Genomic DNA, 14,421 nt, shown 5'->3' with positions numbered 1-14,421 from the left:
GTCCTGGAGGAACCACGTGAGCACTGGTCAGAACCTGGCCTGGTGGCAGAAGCTGCTCGTCGCGCTGAAGCTGTGGCGTCCCGAGCACCGGACCGACCACCACGCCAAGAAGGAGCTCGAGCGGCCGGAGATGCCCCCGGTGACCGGGGCCTACGGCAACCGGGTGGTCACCGAGACGCGGCGCCGGTTGGTGCCGCAGCGGCGGGACGACCGCCCGATCACCAGCACGATGGACTGAGGCCGCAGGGCTGTCGGCGGTGCGTGGCACAGTGACCCTGTGACCGACGCCGCCCCCACGTCGAGCGAGGTGCTCGACCGCTTCTCCGCACCGACGCGGGCCTGGTTCGAGGCGTCCTTCGCCGGGCCGACTCCCGCGCAGCTCGGTGCCTGGGACGCGATCAGCCGCGGGGAGCACACGCTCGTGGTCGCGCCGACGGGGTCCGGCAAGACGCTGTCCGCCTTCCTCTGGGCGATCGACCGGATCACCGCGCACCCGCGCGACGCCGGCACCGGCCGCGGGCGCGGCGAGGGACGGTGCCGGGTGCTCTACGTCTCCCCGCTGAAGGCGCTCGCGGTCGACGTGGAGCGCAACCTGCGCAGCCCGCTCGTCGGCATCGATCACGCGGCCCGACGCCTCGGCGAGCAACCCCGGGACGTCGCGGTCGCGGTGCGCTCGGGTGACACCCCCGCCGCCGAGCGCCGTGCCTTCGCCAAGGACGGCGCGGAGGTCCTCATCACCACCCCGGAATCGCTCTTCCTGCTGCTGACCTCGCAGGCACGCAGCGCGCTGACCGGGGTGGAGTCGGTCATCGTGGACGAGGTGCACGCCGTGGCCGGCACCAAGCGCGGGGCGCACCTGGCGCTGACCCTGGACCGGCTGGACCACCTGCTGGAGCGGCCGGCGCAGCGCATCGGCCTGTCCGCGACCGTCCGGCCGGTGGAGGAGGTCGCGCGCTACCTGGCCGGCGGTCGCCCGGTCTCCACGGTGCAGCCGCCCTCGACCAAGAGCTGGGACCTGCAGGTCGTCGTGCCGGTCCCGGACATGGCCGACCCCGGCGCCGCCGAGCGGCCGGACGGGCGCGCAGACCCGCCCGCGCACCGGGCCTCCGCCGGAGCGGAGCCGGACGACTGGGCCGACGTCGCCGGCCCGGGTCCGGTGCTCCCCGACCTGGACGGCGCCGGGGACGACGACGCCGACGGCGACGCGCAGGTGTGGGCACCCGCACCGGACCCGGAGGAGAGGGCATCCATCTGGCCGCACGTCGAGCGACGGGTCACCGACCTGATGGCGGCGCAGACCTCGACGCTGGTCTTCACCAACTCCCGCCGGGTCGCCGAGCGGTTCACCTCCCGCCTCAACGAGGAGTGGGACGCGCGGCACCCGGACGATCCCGACGATCCGGACGAGAGCGCCGCGCACGAGGGTCACGACGCCGGCGCGGAGCCCGGTGGGGGCGGCGACGACGGTGAGCCGGTCGGGGGTGCTCGCGGCCACCGGCGGCAGACCCGGACCCCGGCCCAGGTGATGGCGCAGTCGGGTGCCGGAGGCGCCGCGCCGCCGGTGCTCGCGCGTGCCCACCACGGGTCGGTGAGCAAGGAGCAGCGGGGACAGATCGAGGACGCGCTCAAGTCCGGCCGGCTCCCGGCCGTGGTCGCGACCAGCAGCCTGGAGCTGGGCATCGACATGGGTGCGGTCGACCTCGTGGTGCAGGTGGCCAGCCCGCCGAGCGTCGCCTCCGGGCTGCAACGCGTGGGGCGCGCCGGGCACCAGGTGGGTGCGGTCAGCCACGGGGTGTTCTTCCCCACGCACCGTGCGGACCTGGTGCAGAGCGCGGTCGTCGTCGACCGGATGCGCCAGGGCGCGATCGAGCAGCTGGCGGTGCCCACCAACCCGCTGGACGTCCTGGCGCAGCAGGTCGTGGCCGTCCTGGCGATGGAGGACTGGTCGGTCGCCGACCTCTTCGCGCTGGTGCGCCGCAGCGCCTCCTACGCCGCTCTCCCCCGGTCCCTCTTCGACGCCGTGCTCGACATGCTGGCCGGCCGCTACCCCGGTGAGGACTTCGCGGACCTGCGCCCACGCATCGTCTGGGACCGCGTCACCGACACGCTCAGCGCCCGCCGCGGCGCCCAGCTGCTCGCCGTCACCTCCGGCGGCACGATTCCGGACCGCGGCATGTATGCCGTGATGCTCGCCACGGGTGACGGGCCCGGCCGCCGGGTGGGCGAGCTGGACGAGGAGATGGTCTACGAGTCGCGGGTGGGTGACGTCTTCACCCTCGGCACGACCAGCTGGCGGATCGAGGACATCACCCACGACCAGGTCCTCGTCACCCCGGCGCCGGGCCAGATCGGCCGGCTGCCGTTCTGGAAGGGCGAGTCGCTGGGCCGCCCGGCCGAGCTCGGGGCGGCGGTCGGCGAGTTCGTGCGACGGACCGCCGCCATGTCCCGGGGGGACGCGGCGGAGCACCTGGCGGACCGGGGGCTGGACCGGTTCGCCGCCGACAACCTGCTGACCTACCTCGCCGACCAGCGCGAGGCGGTGGGTCACCTCCCGGACGACCGGACCATCGTCATCGAGCGGTTCCGCGACGAGATCGGCGACTGGCGGGTCGTGGTCCACTCGCCCTGGGGCAGTCCCGTGCACGCCCCCTGGGCGCTCTGCCTGGCGGCCCGGATGCGCGAGCGGTTCGGCACCGAGGTGCAGGCGCTGGCGGCCGACGACGGCATCGTGCTGCGGCTGCCGGACCTGGGAGGCTGGGACGACCCGGGGGACGGCGGGGAGCAGACCCCGGGAGAGGGTCGCGGCGGCTCCGCCGACGCCGCGCGGCTGGACGCCGAGATCGCCGAGCTGCTCACGCTGGATCCGGACGAGGTCGCCGACCTGGTGACCACCGAGATCGGCGGCTCCGCGCTCTTCGCCTCGCGGTTCCGCGAGTGCGCCGCCCGCGCCCTGCTGCTGCCGCGACGCAACCCGGGTCGCCGCCAACCGCTGTGGCAGCAACGCCAGCGGTCCGCCCAGCTGCTGGAGGTGGCCGCCCGCTACCCCACCTTCCCGATCGTGCTCGAGGCGGTCCGAGAGTGCGTGCAGGACGTCTACGACGTCGATGCCCTGCGGGAGCTGATGCGCTCTCTCGCCTCGCGCGAGGTGCGCCTGGTGTCGGTCGCGACCCCGCGCCCCTCGCCGTTCGCCTCCTCCCTGCTGATGGGCTACATCGCCCAGTTCCTCTACGAGGGCGACTCCCCCCTGGCCGAGCGGCGGGCGGCGGCGCTGTCCCTGGACGCGGGCCTGCTGGCCGAGCTTCTCGGACGCGGCGAGGGTGCCGCGCTGCGCGACCTGCTCGATCCGGACGTGGTGGCCCGCACCGAGGCCGACCTGCAGCGGCTGGCGCCAGAGCGCCGGGCTCGCGACCCCGAGGAGGTCGTCGACCTGCTCCGCGTCCTCGGGCCGCTGAGCCGGAAGGAGGTCGCGGCCCGCACCACCGACGAGCAGCAGGATCAGGTGGAGGGCTGGATCTCCTCGCTCCTCGAGGCGCGTCGGGTCATCGAGGTGCGGGTCGCGGGGACGGACCGTGTCGCCGACGCCCAGGACGCCGCCCGGCTCAGGGACGCCCTCGGCGTGGCCATGCCGGTGGGCGTGCCCGCCGCGTTCCTGGAGGCGGTCGAGGACCCGCTCGCGGACCTGGTGGTGCGGCACGCGCGCACGCACACCCCGTTCCGGATCGAGGATCTCGCCTCCCGGCTGGGCCTCGGGACCGCCGTGGTGCGTGACGCGGTCCGGCGGCAGGTGTCGTCCGGCCGGATGGTCATGGGCGCCCTGGCGCCCTCCGGCACGGGTGAGGACGACGTCTGCGACGCGGAGGTGCTGCGGCTGCTGCGTCGCCGCTCGCTCGCGGCGCTCCGTCAGGAGGTGGAGCCGGTCGGCCAGGACGCGTATGCCCGATTCCTGCCGCGCTGGCAGTCCGTGGGGGAGCTGCGCGGCCTGGACGGGACGGTGCGGGCGGTGGAGCAGCTGGCGGGGGCGCGGGTGCCCGCGTCCGCGCTGGAGTCGCTGGTGCTGCCCGCCCGGGTCACGGACTACTCCCCCGCGCTGCTGGACGAGCTGATGAGCTCCGGTGAGGTGCTGTGGCAGGGGCACGGTGCGCTGCCGGGGGACGACGGGTGGGTCTCGCTGCACCTCGCCGACACCGCGCACCTCACCCTCGTCGCGTCCCCGGCCCAGACCGACGATGAGGGCGACGGAGTCGAGCAGGCCGTGCTCGAGGTGCTGGGGCGCGTCGCCGGAGGCGCCTACTTCTTCCGCGCCCTCAGCGACGCCGTGGGGTCGATGGACGACCAGCGGCTCGCCGCCACGCTGTGGGACCTGGTCTGGTCAGGGGCGGTCGCCGCCGACACCTTCGCGCCGGTGCGCGCGCTGCTGCAGGGCGGTCGCACCACGCACCGCGCGCGACGTGCCCGCAGCGGTCCCGGGCGCTGGTCCCGGACCTCGGTGGGCCTGTCCGGCTCGGGCAGCCGCGGCACCGGGTCCCCCGGTCGACCCTCACGCTCCGGCCCGCCGACGACGGTCGGCAGGTGGTCGGTCCTGCCCCCGGTGGAGACCGACCCGACCGTGCGCGCCCTGGCCGGTGCGGAGCAGCTGCTGGACCGCTACGGCGTCCTCACCCGAGGCGCGGTCGTGGCCGAGGGGGTGCCCGGAGGCTTCGCCGGCGTCTACCGCGTGCTCTCCGGCGCCGAGGAGGCCGGACGGGTGCGGCGGGGATATGTCGTGGAAGGGCTGGGTGCTGCGCAGTTCGGCAGCGCCGGCGCGATCGACCGGTTGCGGGCGCTGGACCGGCAGCGCTCCGACGGCGCCGGCGAGGCCGAGGTGGTGCTGCTCGCCGCCACCGATCCGGCCAACCCCTACGGCGCCGGCGTGCCGTGGCCGGTGCGCGAGGACGTGGAGGGCTCGCACCGACCCGCCCGGAAGGCGGGTTCGATGGTGGTCCTGGTGGACGGTGCGCTCGCGGTCTACCTGGAGCGGGGCGGGCGCAGCGCGCTCACGTTCGCGCCCGCCCCCGAGGCCCAGCCCGAGCAGGTCTGGCGAGGCGTCGGGCAGGCCCTGGTCACCGCGGTGCGCCGGGGCACCCTGGGAGGCATCACCATCGCCCGGATCGATGGCGTGGGCGCGCTGTCCACGACCCACCCGCTGGCCGGCGCGCTCGCCGACGCGGGCTTCCACACCGCTCCGCAGGGTCTGCGCCTGCGCCGGTGAGGCGCACCGCAGCCCTACCCTGTGTCGATGCACGAGGAGCCACGCGGAGTCACCACGGAGCAGGTGCTGGACCGGGTGCGTGACCTGTGGGACCCGTCGGTCGACGCGCTGACCCACCTGCCGATCGGGTTCGGCGCCTGGCACTGGCGGGCCGACGTCACGGGCGAGCCGCGCTACTTCGTCACGCTGGACCCTCCGCTGTGGCACACCGCGCAGACGCTGGAGGCGACGTATGCCGCGGCCGCCCGGCTCGCGGCCTCGCTCCCGGCGGTGCACGCCGGCCTGGCCACCACCGAGGGTCGCTTCACCAGCCCGTTGGCCGAGGGGTGGCTGAGCTGCACGCCCTGGGTGCACGGCAGCCGACCCGACGCACTCGGTCCCGACGCGGTGTCGGCGGTGCGCGCCCTGCACGCCACCCCGCCGCCGGAGGGCGTCGTCACGTGGGTGCCGCTCGTCCGCCCCGATCTCGTCGAGGAGCTGGACGCGTGGTCGACCTCCCCCTGGGACTCCGGCCCGCACGGCGAGGCGGCCCGCACGGCCATCCGTCGGCAGGCCGCGGACGTCGCGCGCGGGCTGTCGGCATACCTGCGGCTGACCCACCGCCTCGACCCCTCGAGCTACGTCCCGACCCACGGCGAGCCCGGCCTGCACAACCTCTGGCGCGCCGACGACGGACGCCTGCTGCTCCTGGACTGGGAGACCCTGCGGCTGGCGCCGCGCGAGCGGGACGTGCTCGACGGATACGCCTCGCTCGTCCCCCACGACCCGGACCTGCTGCGCCTGTTCCGTCTCGAGTGGCAGCTCGGCGAGGTGCGTTCGTACGCCGACTGGCTGCGCGGTCCGCACGACGACGACGGTGACACGAGGACCGCGCTGGGCGGGCTGCGCCACGAGCTCGGTGGGCTGGGCGAGACCGCGTAAACGCGTCGCGGCGAGCCGGGCCGGCGCGTAGGCTGCGCCTCATGTGGATCTCCTGACGGCTGCCCGACACCGTCGCGCGCCCCCGCGCCCCCGACCCAGGAGACCCAATGCCTTCCCTCCCTCCCCTGCCCTCCTCCGCCGCCTCCGGACCGGAGCATCTCCGGCTCGACGGCGTCTCGGTGTCCTTCCCCGACCGCCGGGTCCTGACCGACGTCTCGCTGGTCGTGTCGTCCGGCGAACGAGCCTGCCTCATCGGCGAGAACGGGTCGGGCAAGTCGACCCTGCTGCGCGTCGCCGCCGGGCTGATCGATCCCGACACCGGATCGGTCCGCTCGCCCGGCACCGTCGGCCTGCACCACCAGCAGGCACCCTTCGACCTGTCCCTCACCGTCGACGAGGTGCTCACCAGGTCGACCGCTGCCGTCCGGGACCTGGTGACCCAGGTGGAACGCGCCGGCGAGGCACTGGCGCGGGAGGAGCCCGGTGCGGGCGCCGCCCTCGACGCCGCGCTGGAGGCGGCCCGGCGGCATCGTGCCTGGGAGATCGACCACCGGGCGGACCAGGTGGCGCACGGTCTGGGTCTGGCCCGGCTCCCCCGTCGACACCGGGCGGCGGAGCTGTCCGGCGGGCAGCTGTCCCGGCTGTCGCTCGCCTGGACGTTGCTGCGCACCCCGGACACGCTGCTGCTGGACGAGCCGACCAACCACCTCGACGACGCCGGGACCGAGCTGCTGACCGAGCTGCTCCGCACCTGGACCGGGCCGGTGCTCGTCGCCAGCCACGACCGGGCCTTCCTCGACGAGACGGCCACCACCCTCCTGGACCTGGATCCGGCACCCCTGGCCCACGCCCAGGTCGGCGCCGACCACGACTCCCCCGGCTCGGGATTCGGGCTGACCCGGTTCACCGGCAGCTACACGGCATACCTGGAGCAGCGTCGGGAGGAACGGCAGCGGTGGGTGCGCCGCTACCGCGACGAGCAGCAGGAGCGGGAGCGCCTGCGCCGCAGGGTCCACGCGGACCACACCGTCGGTCACGGCGACCGTGCGCCGCGCACCGAGGCCCGGGCCAGCCGGAAGTTCTACGCCGACCGCAATGCCAAGGTGGTCTCCCGGCGGGTGAACGACGCCAGCACCGCCCTGGCCCGGCTCGAGCGGGAGCAGGTGCGCCGGCCACCGGACCGGCTGCGCTTCCGCGGTCTCCCGGCACCCGCCCGCACCCGTCCGCACGGCCCGGGGCCGATCCTCACCGCCACCGGCGTGGCCGTCGCCGGGCGGTTGCACCCCGTCTCGCTCGCCGTCGGCGCCCGCGGCCGACTCCTCGTCACCGGCCCGAACGGGTGCGGCAAGTCCACGCTGCTGGCGCTGCTCGCCGGGCACCTCCACCCGGACCGCGGGTCGGTGACGTCGACCTCACGGCTGCGCGTCGGCCTGCTCGCCCAGGAAGCCGTGCGCCGCGACGGCTCCCTCACCACCAGGCAGGCGTATGCCCGCGCCGTCGGGCGGGAGCTCGCGGAGCAGCACCCGCTGGCCACCCTGGGTCTGATCGCCGGACGGGATCTGGACCGGCCGGTGCGCGACCTGTCGGTCGGCCAGCGACGGCGGCTGGACCTGGCGACGGTGCTGGCCGACCCGCCCGACCTGCTACTGCTGGACGAACCCACCAACCACCTGTCCCTGCTGCTCGTCTCCGAGCTCGAGCTCGGCCTCGCCGACTACCCGGGGGCCGTGGTCGTCGCCAGCCACGACCGGTGGCTCCGCGAGGACTGGGTGGGCGAGCGGCTGCAGCTCAGCGGCGAGACACTGGAGCGGTGAGCCACCCCCCGACCACCCGCCGGACCGGGCTGAACCGGACGGTGCTGCTGCGTCCCGACGCGCCGTGGCACGGCCGGCGTGCGGGGCGGGTCCTCGGCGCGAGCGGGCTGAGCGCCCGGGTGGCCCGGGCGGCGCCCGACCCCACCATGACCCACCCCACCGCCCTGCTCCTTGCGCTGGACCGGGCGCTCTCGCAGGCGCAGCCATGGGCCGAGGAGGTCGCCGCGGAGTGGGTGGACGCCGCGGCCGAGCTGCTGCGGACGCTCCGGAGCCCGACCGCCGCCGACCGCGCGTGCCGCACGGAGTGGGACGAGCCCGACTGGGCCCGCTGGGCCGCGGTCGACCGGATCGTGCTCGGCGGAGGTGTCGTCGCCGGATCGCTCGGGACGCGGGCGGCCCAGGACCACCGGCTGGTGGAGCACGGCGCGGAGCTGGCCCCGGACCCGGCACGCGGCCCTCTGCTCGGTCTCGCCTCCGGGCCACCGCCCGTCGGTCCGTGCCTGCTCCTCGACCTCGGCCACTCGTCGGTCAAGGCGGCCGTCCTGGCCCGGGGCGGGGTGGGACCCACGGTCGCCGTCCGCGTCCCCTGGCAGCCGTTCGACACCACCACCTGGCCGGGCTCCCGCACCGTGCTGGACCTCGTCGTGCGGGCGGCCGGAGAGGCCCTGCTGGGCGTCGACGGCACTGCGGTGCCGGGGCGGGATGGGACCACGACGACCGACGACGGCCCCGTGGAGGTGCGGGTCGCGATCGCCAACTACGTGGTGGACGGGGTCCTCGACGACGACCAGACCTACGGCACCCTGAACCGCCCGGGGGCCGACCCCTCCGCCGTGCTGGCGGAGGCGTTGACCACCGGTCTGGGACTCCCCTGCACCGTGAGCATGCTCGTCAACGACGGCGCCGCGGCGGCGCTCGGCGTCACCGGCGCGGCCGGCCGTCGCGGCACCGTCGCGGTCATCAGCATCGGGACGTCCCTCGGGCTGGGCTTCGCCGATGCCTGAGGGAGACGCCGTCTGGCGGACCGCGCGGCGGCTGCACCAGGGCCTGGCCGGACGCCTGCTGGAGGGCTCGGACCTGCGGGTGCCGGCCCACGCCACCGCCGACCTCGCGGGCAGGCGCACCCTGGAGGTCGTGCCCCGGGGCAAGCACCTGCTGCACCGGGTGGAGGGTGATGTCACCGTGCACAGCCACCTCCGGATGGAGGGGTCCTGGCGGGTGCACCCGGTGGCGCGCCGGCACGCGCTCGGCCGACGGCATACCGTCCGGGCGCTGCTGTGGACCGGGACCCGGGTCGCGGTGGGCGACTCCCTCGGCATGCTCGACCTGGTCCGCACCAGCGAGGAGCACCGCGTCGTGGGACATCTCGGCCCCGACCTGCTCGACCCGGGCTATGACCCCGTGCTCGCCCTGGCCAACGTGGTGTCGGACCTGACGCGGACCATCACCGAGGCCTGCCTGGACCAGCGCAACGTCGCCGGGATGGGCACCATCTTCACCGCGGAGCCCCTCTTCCTCCTGGGGATCAACCCGTGGACCCGTGTCGGCGAGCTCACCGAGGAGCAGGTCGGCGACCTGCTCACGACCGCCCGCCGCCTGCTGGTGCTCAGCTGTCGCGCCGGTCGCACGACCATCACCGGTCGGGGCGACGTCAACGAGGACGACGCATGGGTCCATGGCCGGGTGGGGCTGCCGTGCAAACGGTGCGGCACGACGGTCAGGGTCGCACCGATCGGCGTGCAGCCGCAGCAGCGGGTGATGTTCTCCTGCCCGACCTGCCAGGGTGGCCGCGCACCGACGGACGACGGGCGCCCCCAGTCCCCGCTCGGGCACCGGCGCGAGCGCAGCTCCTGAGCCACGTGTCGAGGCAGCCGGCCGTCCGCCCTACTACCCCCGGGAGAAGGTGCGGCGCAACCGCGCCCGGGCGACCCGACGCGCCCGCCCGACGGCCCGCCGGGCGAGGTCCTGGGGCGGGTGCCCGGCGAACCACTCCTCCAGCCTGGCCTGCGCCCGGGTCCGGTCCAGCGCACGCACGTCGTAGGCCCGGACGGTCTGCTCCTGCGCCCGGGTCATGGGGGGCGCGATGCGATGCAGCCGTGCGGCCACCTCGTCCCGGTAGCCCTCGGGGACCAGCTCCAGCGCCGGCTCGTAGGAGCGCTCCAGCCACTCCAGCGGGTCAGGGCCGGTCTTCTCGGCCACGAGTCGCAGCAGCGTGCTGTCGCCCCCGGCCGCGAGGTAGCGGTGGACGGTGTGCGCGACGACCGGCTCGACCTTGATCGGGTCGGCGAGCAGGTGGGCACGGGGTTCCTCCCCCCGCCACTGGCGCTCCAGCGCCTCCGCCGTCGGCCACCGACCGGTCACGGCACCGGCCAGCAGGGTCTTGCGGGCGCACTTGGCGCACCGACCGCAGGGGCGACCCAGCCGACGACCGCGGACGCACGACTGGGCTGCCTCCCCCAGGGCGTGGGCGTGCACGATCCGGCTGGTCACCACCTCGGACACGCCGGCGACCGGCACGCAGACGTCCAGCCCGACGGCGGCGAAGACGCCACCCCACTCCCCGACGAACGGGGAGTCGGCGAAGTCCCGGTAGTAGCCGCGCTGCAGCCGGTAGGTGGCCTCCAGCGGAGCCCCCCACGCCACGGCGTCGAGCTGGTCCCGGTCGGCGTGGAGCAGCAGCGGCACGGCCGTGGTGAAGTCGTGCGGGAACCCCATGACCTCGCGGAGGTACTCGACGTCGCTCGTCACCACGTCGACCTGCCGGCCGTGCCGCCGCACCACCGCGCACGACTGCCGCGCGGCCCGGGTGTTGAGCATCGTGGCCCGGCGCTCCCCGGCGGGAGCCCGCCGGAGCAGGTGGTAGGAACGGGTGCGGTCCGGCATGACGGCGAGCGTCGCGACACTGTCCGTGCCACCGCTGAAGCAGAGGCCGGGTGACCCCGACGCCGGTCGGGCGCGCGGCTCCAGCTGCGGGTCCACCGAGTCCAGCCGGAGCCCCGGACCGCCGCGCAGGGCCCGTGCGAGCAGCGCCGACCCCGGCACCGAGCAGGTGATGGGCGTGCGTCGCCGGATCCAGGGGCGTGCGCACAGGACCGCGGACAGCACGAGCAGGTCGGGGTGGACATCGCCCGGGGGGATCTCGACGAAGAAGGACGCGGTATGCCTGACCAGCCCGACCTTGCGGCTGTCCGGCTCCCCCTCGCCCGGTCTCAGGGTGACCCCGACACGGCCGGGCTCGTGGTCGATGTCCAGGTGCATCGGCGAGGCGTGCCTACGCCGCCATGGCTCAGGCGGCGGAGACGACCGTGTCTCGGCGGGTGACCCGGCGGGTGTCGATCGTGGTGGCCAGGCCCTCGGTGAGCACCGTGGTCATCTGCGTCTCGGCCGCCTCGGTCAGGCTCACCCGGTCGGCCACCGTCGAGAGCATCTGGGACAGCGGCACGTCGAGCGCCCGGCAGATGGAGGCGAGCAGCTCGGAGCTGGCCTCCTTCTCCCCGCGCTCGATCTCGGAGAGGTAGCCGAGGGAGCAGGACGCGGACGCGCTGACCTCGCGCAGGGTGCGGCCCTGGGTCTGGCGCGTCTCACGGAGGGCGTCACCCAGCTCACGTCGCAGCAGCACCATGGTCATCCCTCCTCGCTCCTCTCGGGTCCGTCGTCATCCGCTTCTCGTCCGTGCCACCTCGGGGTGCCGTGGCGGCAGGTCATGGTCCTACCGTACCCCGTCCCGGTGACCATCCCTCGTCAGCCCGCTCCGCAACAGGTCCAGCGCGGCCGCCACGGTGGCTGCACGGATCTGCTCACGGTCACCATGGAGGGTCAACACCCGGTGACCCACCGCCTGTTCCCGGTCGGCCAGCGCGACGTGGACGGTGCCGACCGGCCAGCCCTCGCTCGGCTCCGGACCGGCCACCCCGGTGGTCGCCAGGCACCAGTCGGCCCCCAGCGCCCTGGCGCCGCCGACCGCCATCGCCTCGGCACACTCGCGCGAGACCGTGCCGTGGTCCCGCAGCAGCTCCTCCGGCACCCCGAGGACCTGGGCCTTGACCTCCGGCGCGTAGCCCACCACGGCCCCGCGCACCACCGCGCTCGCGCCCGGGACCTCGGTCAGCGCCGCGCAGAGCAGCCCTCCGGTGAGCGACTCCGCGGTCCCGACGCTCTGCCGCCGGTCGCGCAGCACCCCCAGCACCCCGGCGACCGGGTCGCTCATGCGCCGGTCGTCGGCCGGCCGAAGGCCTGCCGGACGTAGTCGATGCCGGTGACGACGGTGACCAGGGTCGCGACGTACATGACCCAGACACCGAGGGCGTCGAAGACCCCGCCCAGCGGGGCCAGCACCATGGCGATGCCGATGGCCTGCAGCACCGTCTTGAGCTTGCCGCCCCTGCTGGCCGGGATGACGCCGCGGCGGATGACGACGAAGCGCATCAGGGTGATCCCGATCTCGCGCACCAGGATGACGACGGTCACCCACCACGGCAGCAGGTCGAGCCAGGACAGGCCGATGAGGGCCATCCCGATGAGCGCCTTGTCGGCGATCGGGTCCATGAGCTTCCCGAAGGCCGTGATCAGCCCGTGCTTGCGGGCCAGGTGCCCGTCCACCCAGTCGGTGCCGATCGCGACGAGGAAGACGAGCAGGGCCGTCCAGCGCAACCCCCGGTCCTCCCCGCCCCCCGCGAGCAGCAGCCAGCCGAAGAGCGGCACCAGGGCGATCCGGAGCACGGTCAGGGCGTTCGGCACGTTCCACGACGACACCCGCTCGGGCACCGCCGCGGAGGCGATCTCGGGCCCGTCGGGGTCGTGCGGGCCGATCACCGCTCCGCCCCGGACGGCTCGGGCACGGCCACCAGGTCCACCCCCTCGGTGCCCACCACCCGGGCCACCACCAGGTCGCCGACGGCGAGCGGGGGCATACCCCCGTCCTCGCCGACCAGGTAGGTCACGCCGTCCACGTCGGGTCCCTGCTGCCCTGCGCGCCCGACGAGCCGAGGCTCGTCCTCGTCGTCCTCGACCTCCTCGACGAGCACCTCGACGCTGCCGCCGACCCGCTCGGCGGCCCGCTGCGTCGTGAGCTCCTCCACCAGGCCCTGCACCTGCTCGACCCGCTCACGCACGACGTCCTCGTCCACCTTGTCGGCGTAGCCCTCGGCCTCGGTGCCGTCCTCGTCGGAGTAGCCGAAGACCCCCACCACGTCCAGTCGCGCCTCGGCCAGGAAGGCGGTCAGCTCGGCCAGGTCGTCCTCGCTCTCCCCCGGGAAGCCGACGATGACGTTGGTCCGGATCCCGGCCTCGGGGACCCGCGAGCGCACCTGCTCGAGCAGGGCGAGGAACGAGGCGCGGTCGCCGAACCGACGCATCCGCCGCAGCAGCGGCCCGGAGGCGTGCTGGAAGGAGATGTCGAAGTAGGGCGCCACCCCCGGGGTCGACGTCATCGCGTCCAGCAGGTCGGGGCGGATCTCCGCCGGCTGCAGGTAGGACACGCGGACCCGTTCGATCCCGGGCACCCGCGCGAGCTCCGGCAGCAACGCGTCGACCAGGCGCAGGTCGCCCAGGTCCTTGCCGTAGGAGGTGGTGTTCTCGCTGACGAGGAAGACCTCCTTGACCCCCCGCTCCCCCAGCCAGGTGGCCTCGGCCAGGATCTCCTCCGGGGTGCGCGAGACGAAGGCGCCACGGAACATCGGGATCGCGCAGAAGGCGCAGCGCCGGTCGCAGCCGGAGGCGATCTTCAGCGGAGCCCAGGGGCGACCGTCCAACCGTGCGCGCACCACCCGGGGACCGGTGGCGGGAGCGACCTGCTCGAGGGGCACGCGAGGGCTGTCCCTGCCCGGCGTCGCCTGCTGGTGCCCGGGGAGTGCGATCCCGGCGGCCGAGGTGTGCCGGTCCCGCGGCGAGATGGGCAGCAGCCGCCGGCGGTCGGAAGGGACGTGCGACGGGACAGAGCGCCCGTCCAGGACGGCCCGCAGGTGCGTGGACATGTCGGTGTAGGAGTCAAAGCCGAGCACCGCGTCGGCCTCGGGCAGCTCGGCGGCGAGCTGCTCGCCGTAGCGCTCGGCCATGCACCCGACCGCGACGACCTTCTGGGTGCGCCCGGTGCGCTTCAGGTCGTTGGCCTCGAGCAACGCGTCGATGGAGTCCTTCTTGGCCTGCTCGACGAAGCCGCACGTGTTGACGACGGCGACATCGGCCTCGGCGGCGTCCTCGACCAGCGTCCACCCCTCGGACGCCAGACGCCCCGCGAGCTCCTCGGAGTCCACCTCGTTCCGGGTGCACCCCAGGGTCACGACGGCGACGCTGCGGCTCATCGACATGAGGAGGAGTCTAGGTGCGCGGCCGCGTGGCACCGCGCCCGACGCACCCACGGTGGGGTCAGGGGTCGAAAGGCCCACGTCGGCGGGTGGACAGAGGGACCAGGAAGGGGCCCTCGGACCCTCCCGTCGGGAC

At 74.9% G+C, this 14,421-nt stretch carries 11 protein-coding genes; 6 read left to right on the top strand and 5 right to left on the bottom strand.

Annotation, left to right across the window (positions count from 1 at the left end):
• Window positions 1–16 precede the first annotated feature (16 nt).
• The 6 genes from FXF60_RS12100 to FXF60_RS12075 all read left to right on the top strand — a co-directional run bounded on the left by FXF60_RS12100 (window position 17) and on the right by FXF60_RS12075 (window position 9,837).
• Window positions 17–238 (top strand): hypothetical protein, encoded by a 222-nt coding sequence (locus tag FXF60_RS12100; protein ID WP_151526229.1) that lies wholly within the window; start codon window positions 17–19, stop codon window positions 236–238.
• Window positions 239–277: 39 nt separating this feature from the next.
• Window positions 278–5,248 carry an Lhr family ATP-dependent helicase gene (locus tag FXF60_RS12095; protein ID WP_202879624.1) on the top strand — a complete coding sequence of 1,657 codons (4,971 nt, stop codon included), beginning with the start codon at window positions 278–280 and terminating at the stop codon, window positions 5,246–5,248.
• A 27-nt stretch (window positions 5,249–5,275) separates the two neighbouring features.
• Window positions 5,276–6,169 (top strand): phosphotransferase, encoded by an 894-nt coding sequence (locus tag FXF60_RS12090; protein WP_151526228.1) that lies wholly within the window; start codon window positions 5,276–5,278, stop codon window positions 6,167–6,169.
• Between the two features lie 107 nt (window positions 6,170–6,276).
• Complete coding sequence (locus FXF60_RS12085) at window positions 6,277–7,983, top strand: ATP-binding cassette domain-containing protein (RefSeq protein WP_151526227.1); 1,707 nt, start codon at window positions 6,277–6,279, stop codon at window positions 7,981–7,983.
• Window positions 7,980–8,987 (top strand): ROK family protein, encoded by a 1,008-nt coding sequence (locus FXF60_RS12080; RefSeq protein ID WP_151526226.1) that lies wholly within the window; start codon window positions 7,980–7,982, stop codon window positions 8,985–8,987. The genes FXF60_RS12085 and FXF60_RS12080 overlap by 4 nt, the downstream gene beginning before the upstream one ends.
• Window positions 8,980–9,837 (top strand): DNA-formamidopyrimidine glycosylase family protein, encoded by an 858-nt coding sequence (locus FXF60_RS12075; RefSeq protein WP_151526225.1) that lies wholly within the window; start codon window positions 8,980–8,982, stop codon window positions 9,835–9,837. Before FXF60_RS12080 ends, FXF60_RS12075 begins: the two co-directional genes overlap by 8 nt.
• A gap of 33 nt (window positions 9,838–9,870) precedes the next feature.
• Here the strand turns inward: FXF60_RS12075 and FXF60_RS12070 are convergent, their stop codons facing one another.
• The 5 genes from FXF60_RS12070 to rimO form a co-directional block, all read right to left on the bottom strand.
• Complete coding sequence (locus FXF60_RS12070) at window positions 9,871–11,241, bottom strand: DUF6395 domain-containing protein (protein ID WP_151526224.1); 1,371 nt, start codon at window positions 11,239–11,241, stop codon at window positions 9,871–9,873.
• Between the two features lie 28 nt (window positions 11,242–11,269).
• Entirely contained in the window at window positions 11,270–11,605 is a 336-nt protein-coding gene (locus FXF60_RS12065; RefSeq protein WP_151526223.1) for a helix-turn-helix domain-containing protein, read from the bottom strand.
• A gap of 87 nt (window positions 11,606–11,692) precedes the next feature.
• Window positions 11,693–12,190 carry a CinA family protein gene (locus FXF60_RS12060; protein WP_151526222.1) on the bottom strand — a complete coding sequence of 166 codons (498 nt, stop codon included), beginning with the start codon at window positions 12,188–12,190 and terminating at the stop codon, window positions 11,693–11,695.
• A complete protein-coding gene (pgsA, locus tag FXF60_RS12055) occupies window positions 12,187–12,795 on the bottom strand; it encodes a CDP-diacylglycerol--glycerol-3-phosphate 3-phosphatidyltransferase (RefSeq protein WP_151526221.1) in 609 nt (202 codons plus the stop codon). The genes FXF60_RS12060 and pgsA overlap by 4 nt, the downstream gene beginning before the upstream one ends.
• Window positions 12,792–14,288 (bottom strand): 30S ribosomal protein S12 methylthiotransferase RimO, encoded by a 1,497-nt coding sequence (gene rimO / locus FXF60_RS12050; protein WP_151526220.1) that lies wholly within the window; start codon window positions 14,286–14,288, stop codon window positions 12,792–12,794. The genes pgsA and rimO overlap by 4 nt, the downstream gene beginning before the upstream one ends.
• Window positions 14,289–14,421: the final 133 nt, after the last annotated feature.

Source organism: Serinicoccus kebangsaanensis, assembly GCF_008919445.1.
GTDB classification, from domain to species: domain Bacteria; phylum Actinomycetota; class Actinomycetes; order Actinomycetales; family Dermatophilaceae; genus Ornithinicoccus; species Ornithinicoccus kebangsaanensis.
The sequence above is the reverse complement of the archived record's forward strand: the minus strand, read 5'-3'. Positions and strand labels throughout refer to the sequence as shown.

Coding starts and splice junctions, on each gene's coding strand:
- FXF60_RS12090 (WP_151526228.1), top strand. CDS start 5,276: ATGCACGAGGAGCCACGCGGAGTCACCACGGAGCAGGTGCTGGACCGG.
- FXF60_RS12085 (WP_151526227.1), top strand. CDS start 6,277: ATGCCTTCCCTCCCTCCCCTGCCCTCCTCCGCCGCCTCCGGACCGGAG.
- FXF60_RS12075 (WP_151526225.1), top strand. CDS start 8,980: ATGCCTGAGGGAGACGCCGTCTGGCGGACCGCGCGGCGGCTGCACCAG.
- FXF60_RS12070 (WP_151526224.1), bottom strand. CDS start 11,241: ATGCACCTGGACATCGACCACGAGCCCGGCCGTGTCGGGGTCACCCTG.
- FXF60_RS12065 (WP_151526223.1), bottom strand. CDS start 11,605: ATGGTGCTGCTGCGACGTGAGCTGGGTGACGCCCTCCGTGAGACGCGC.
- FXF60_RS12060 (WP_151526222.1), bottom strand. CDS start 12,190: ATGAGCGACCCGGTCGCCGGGGTGCTGGGGGTGCTGCGCGACCGGCGG.
- rimO (WP_151526220.1), bottom strand. CDS start 14,288: ATGTCGATGAGCCGCAGCGTCGCCGTCGTGACCCTGGGGTGCACCCGG.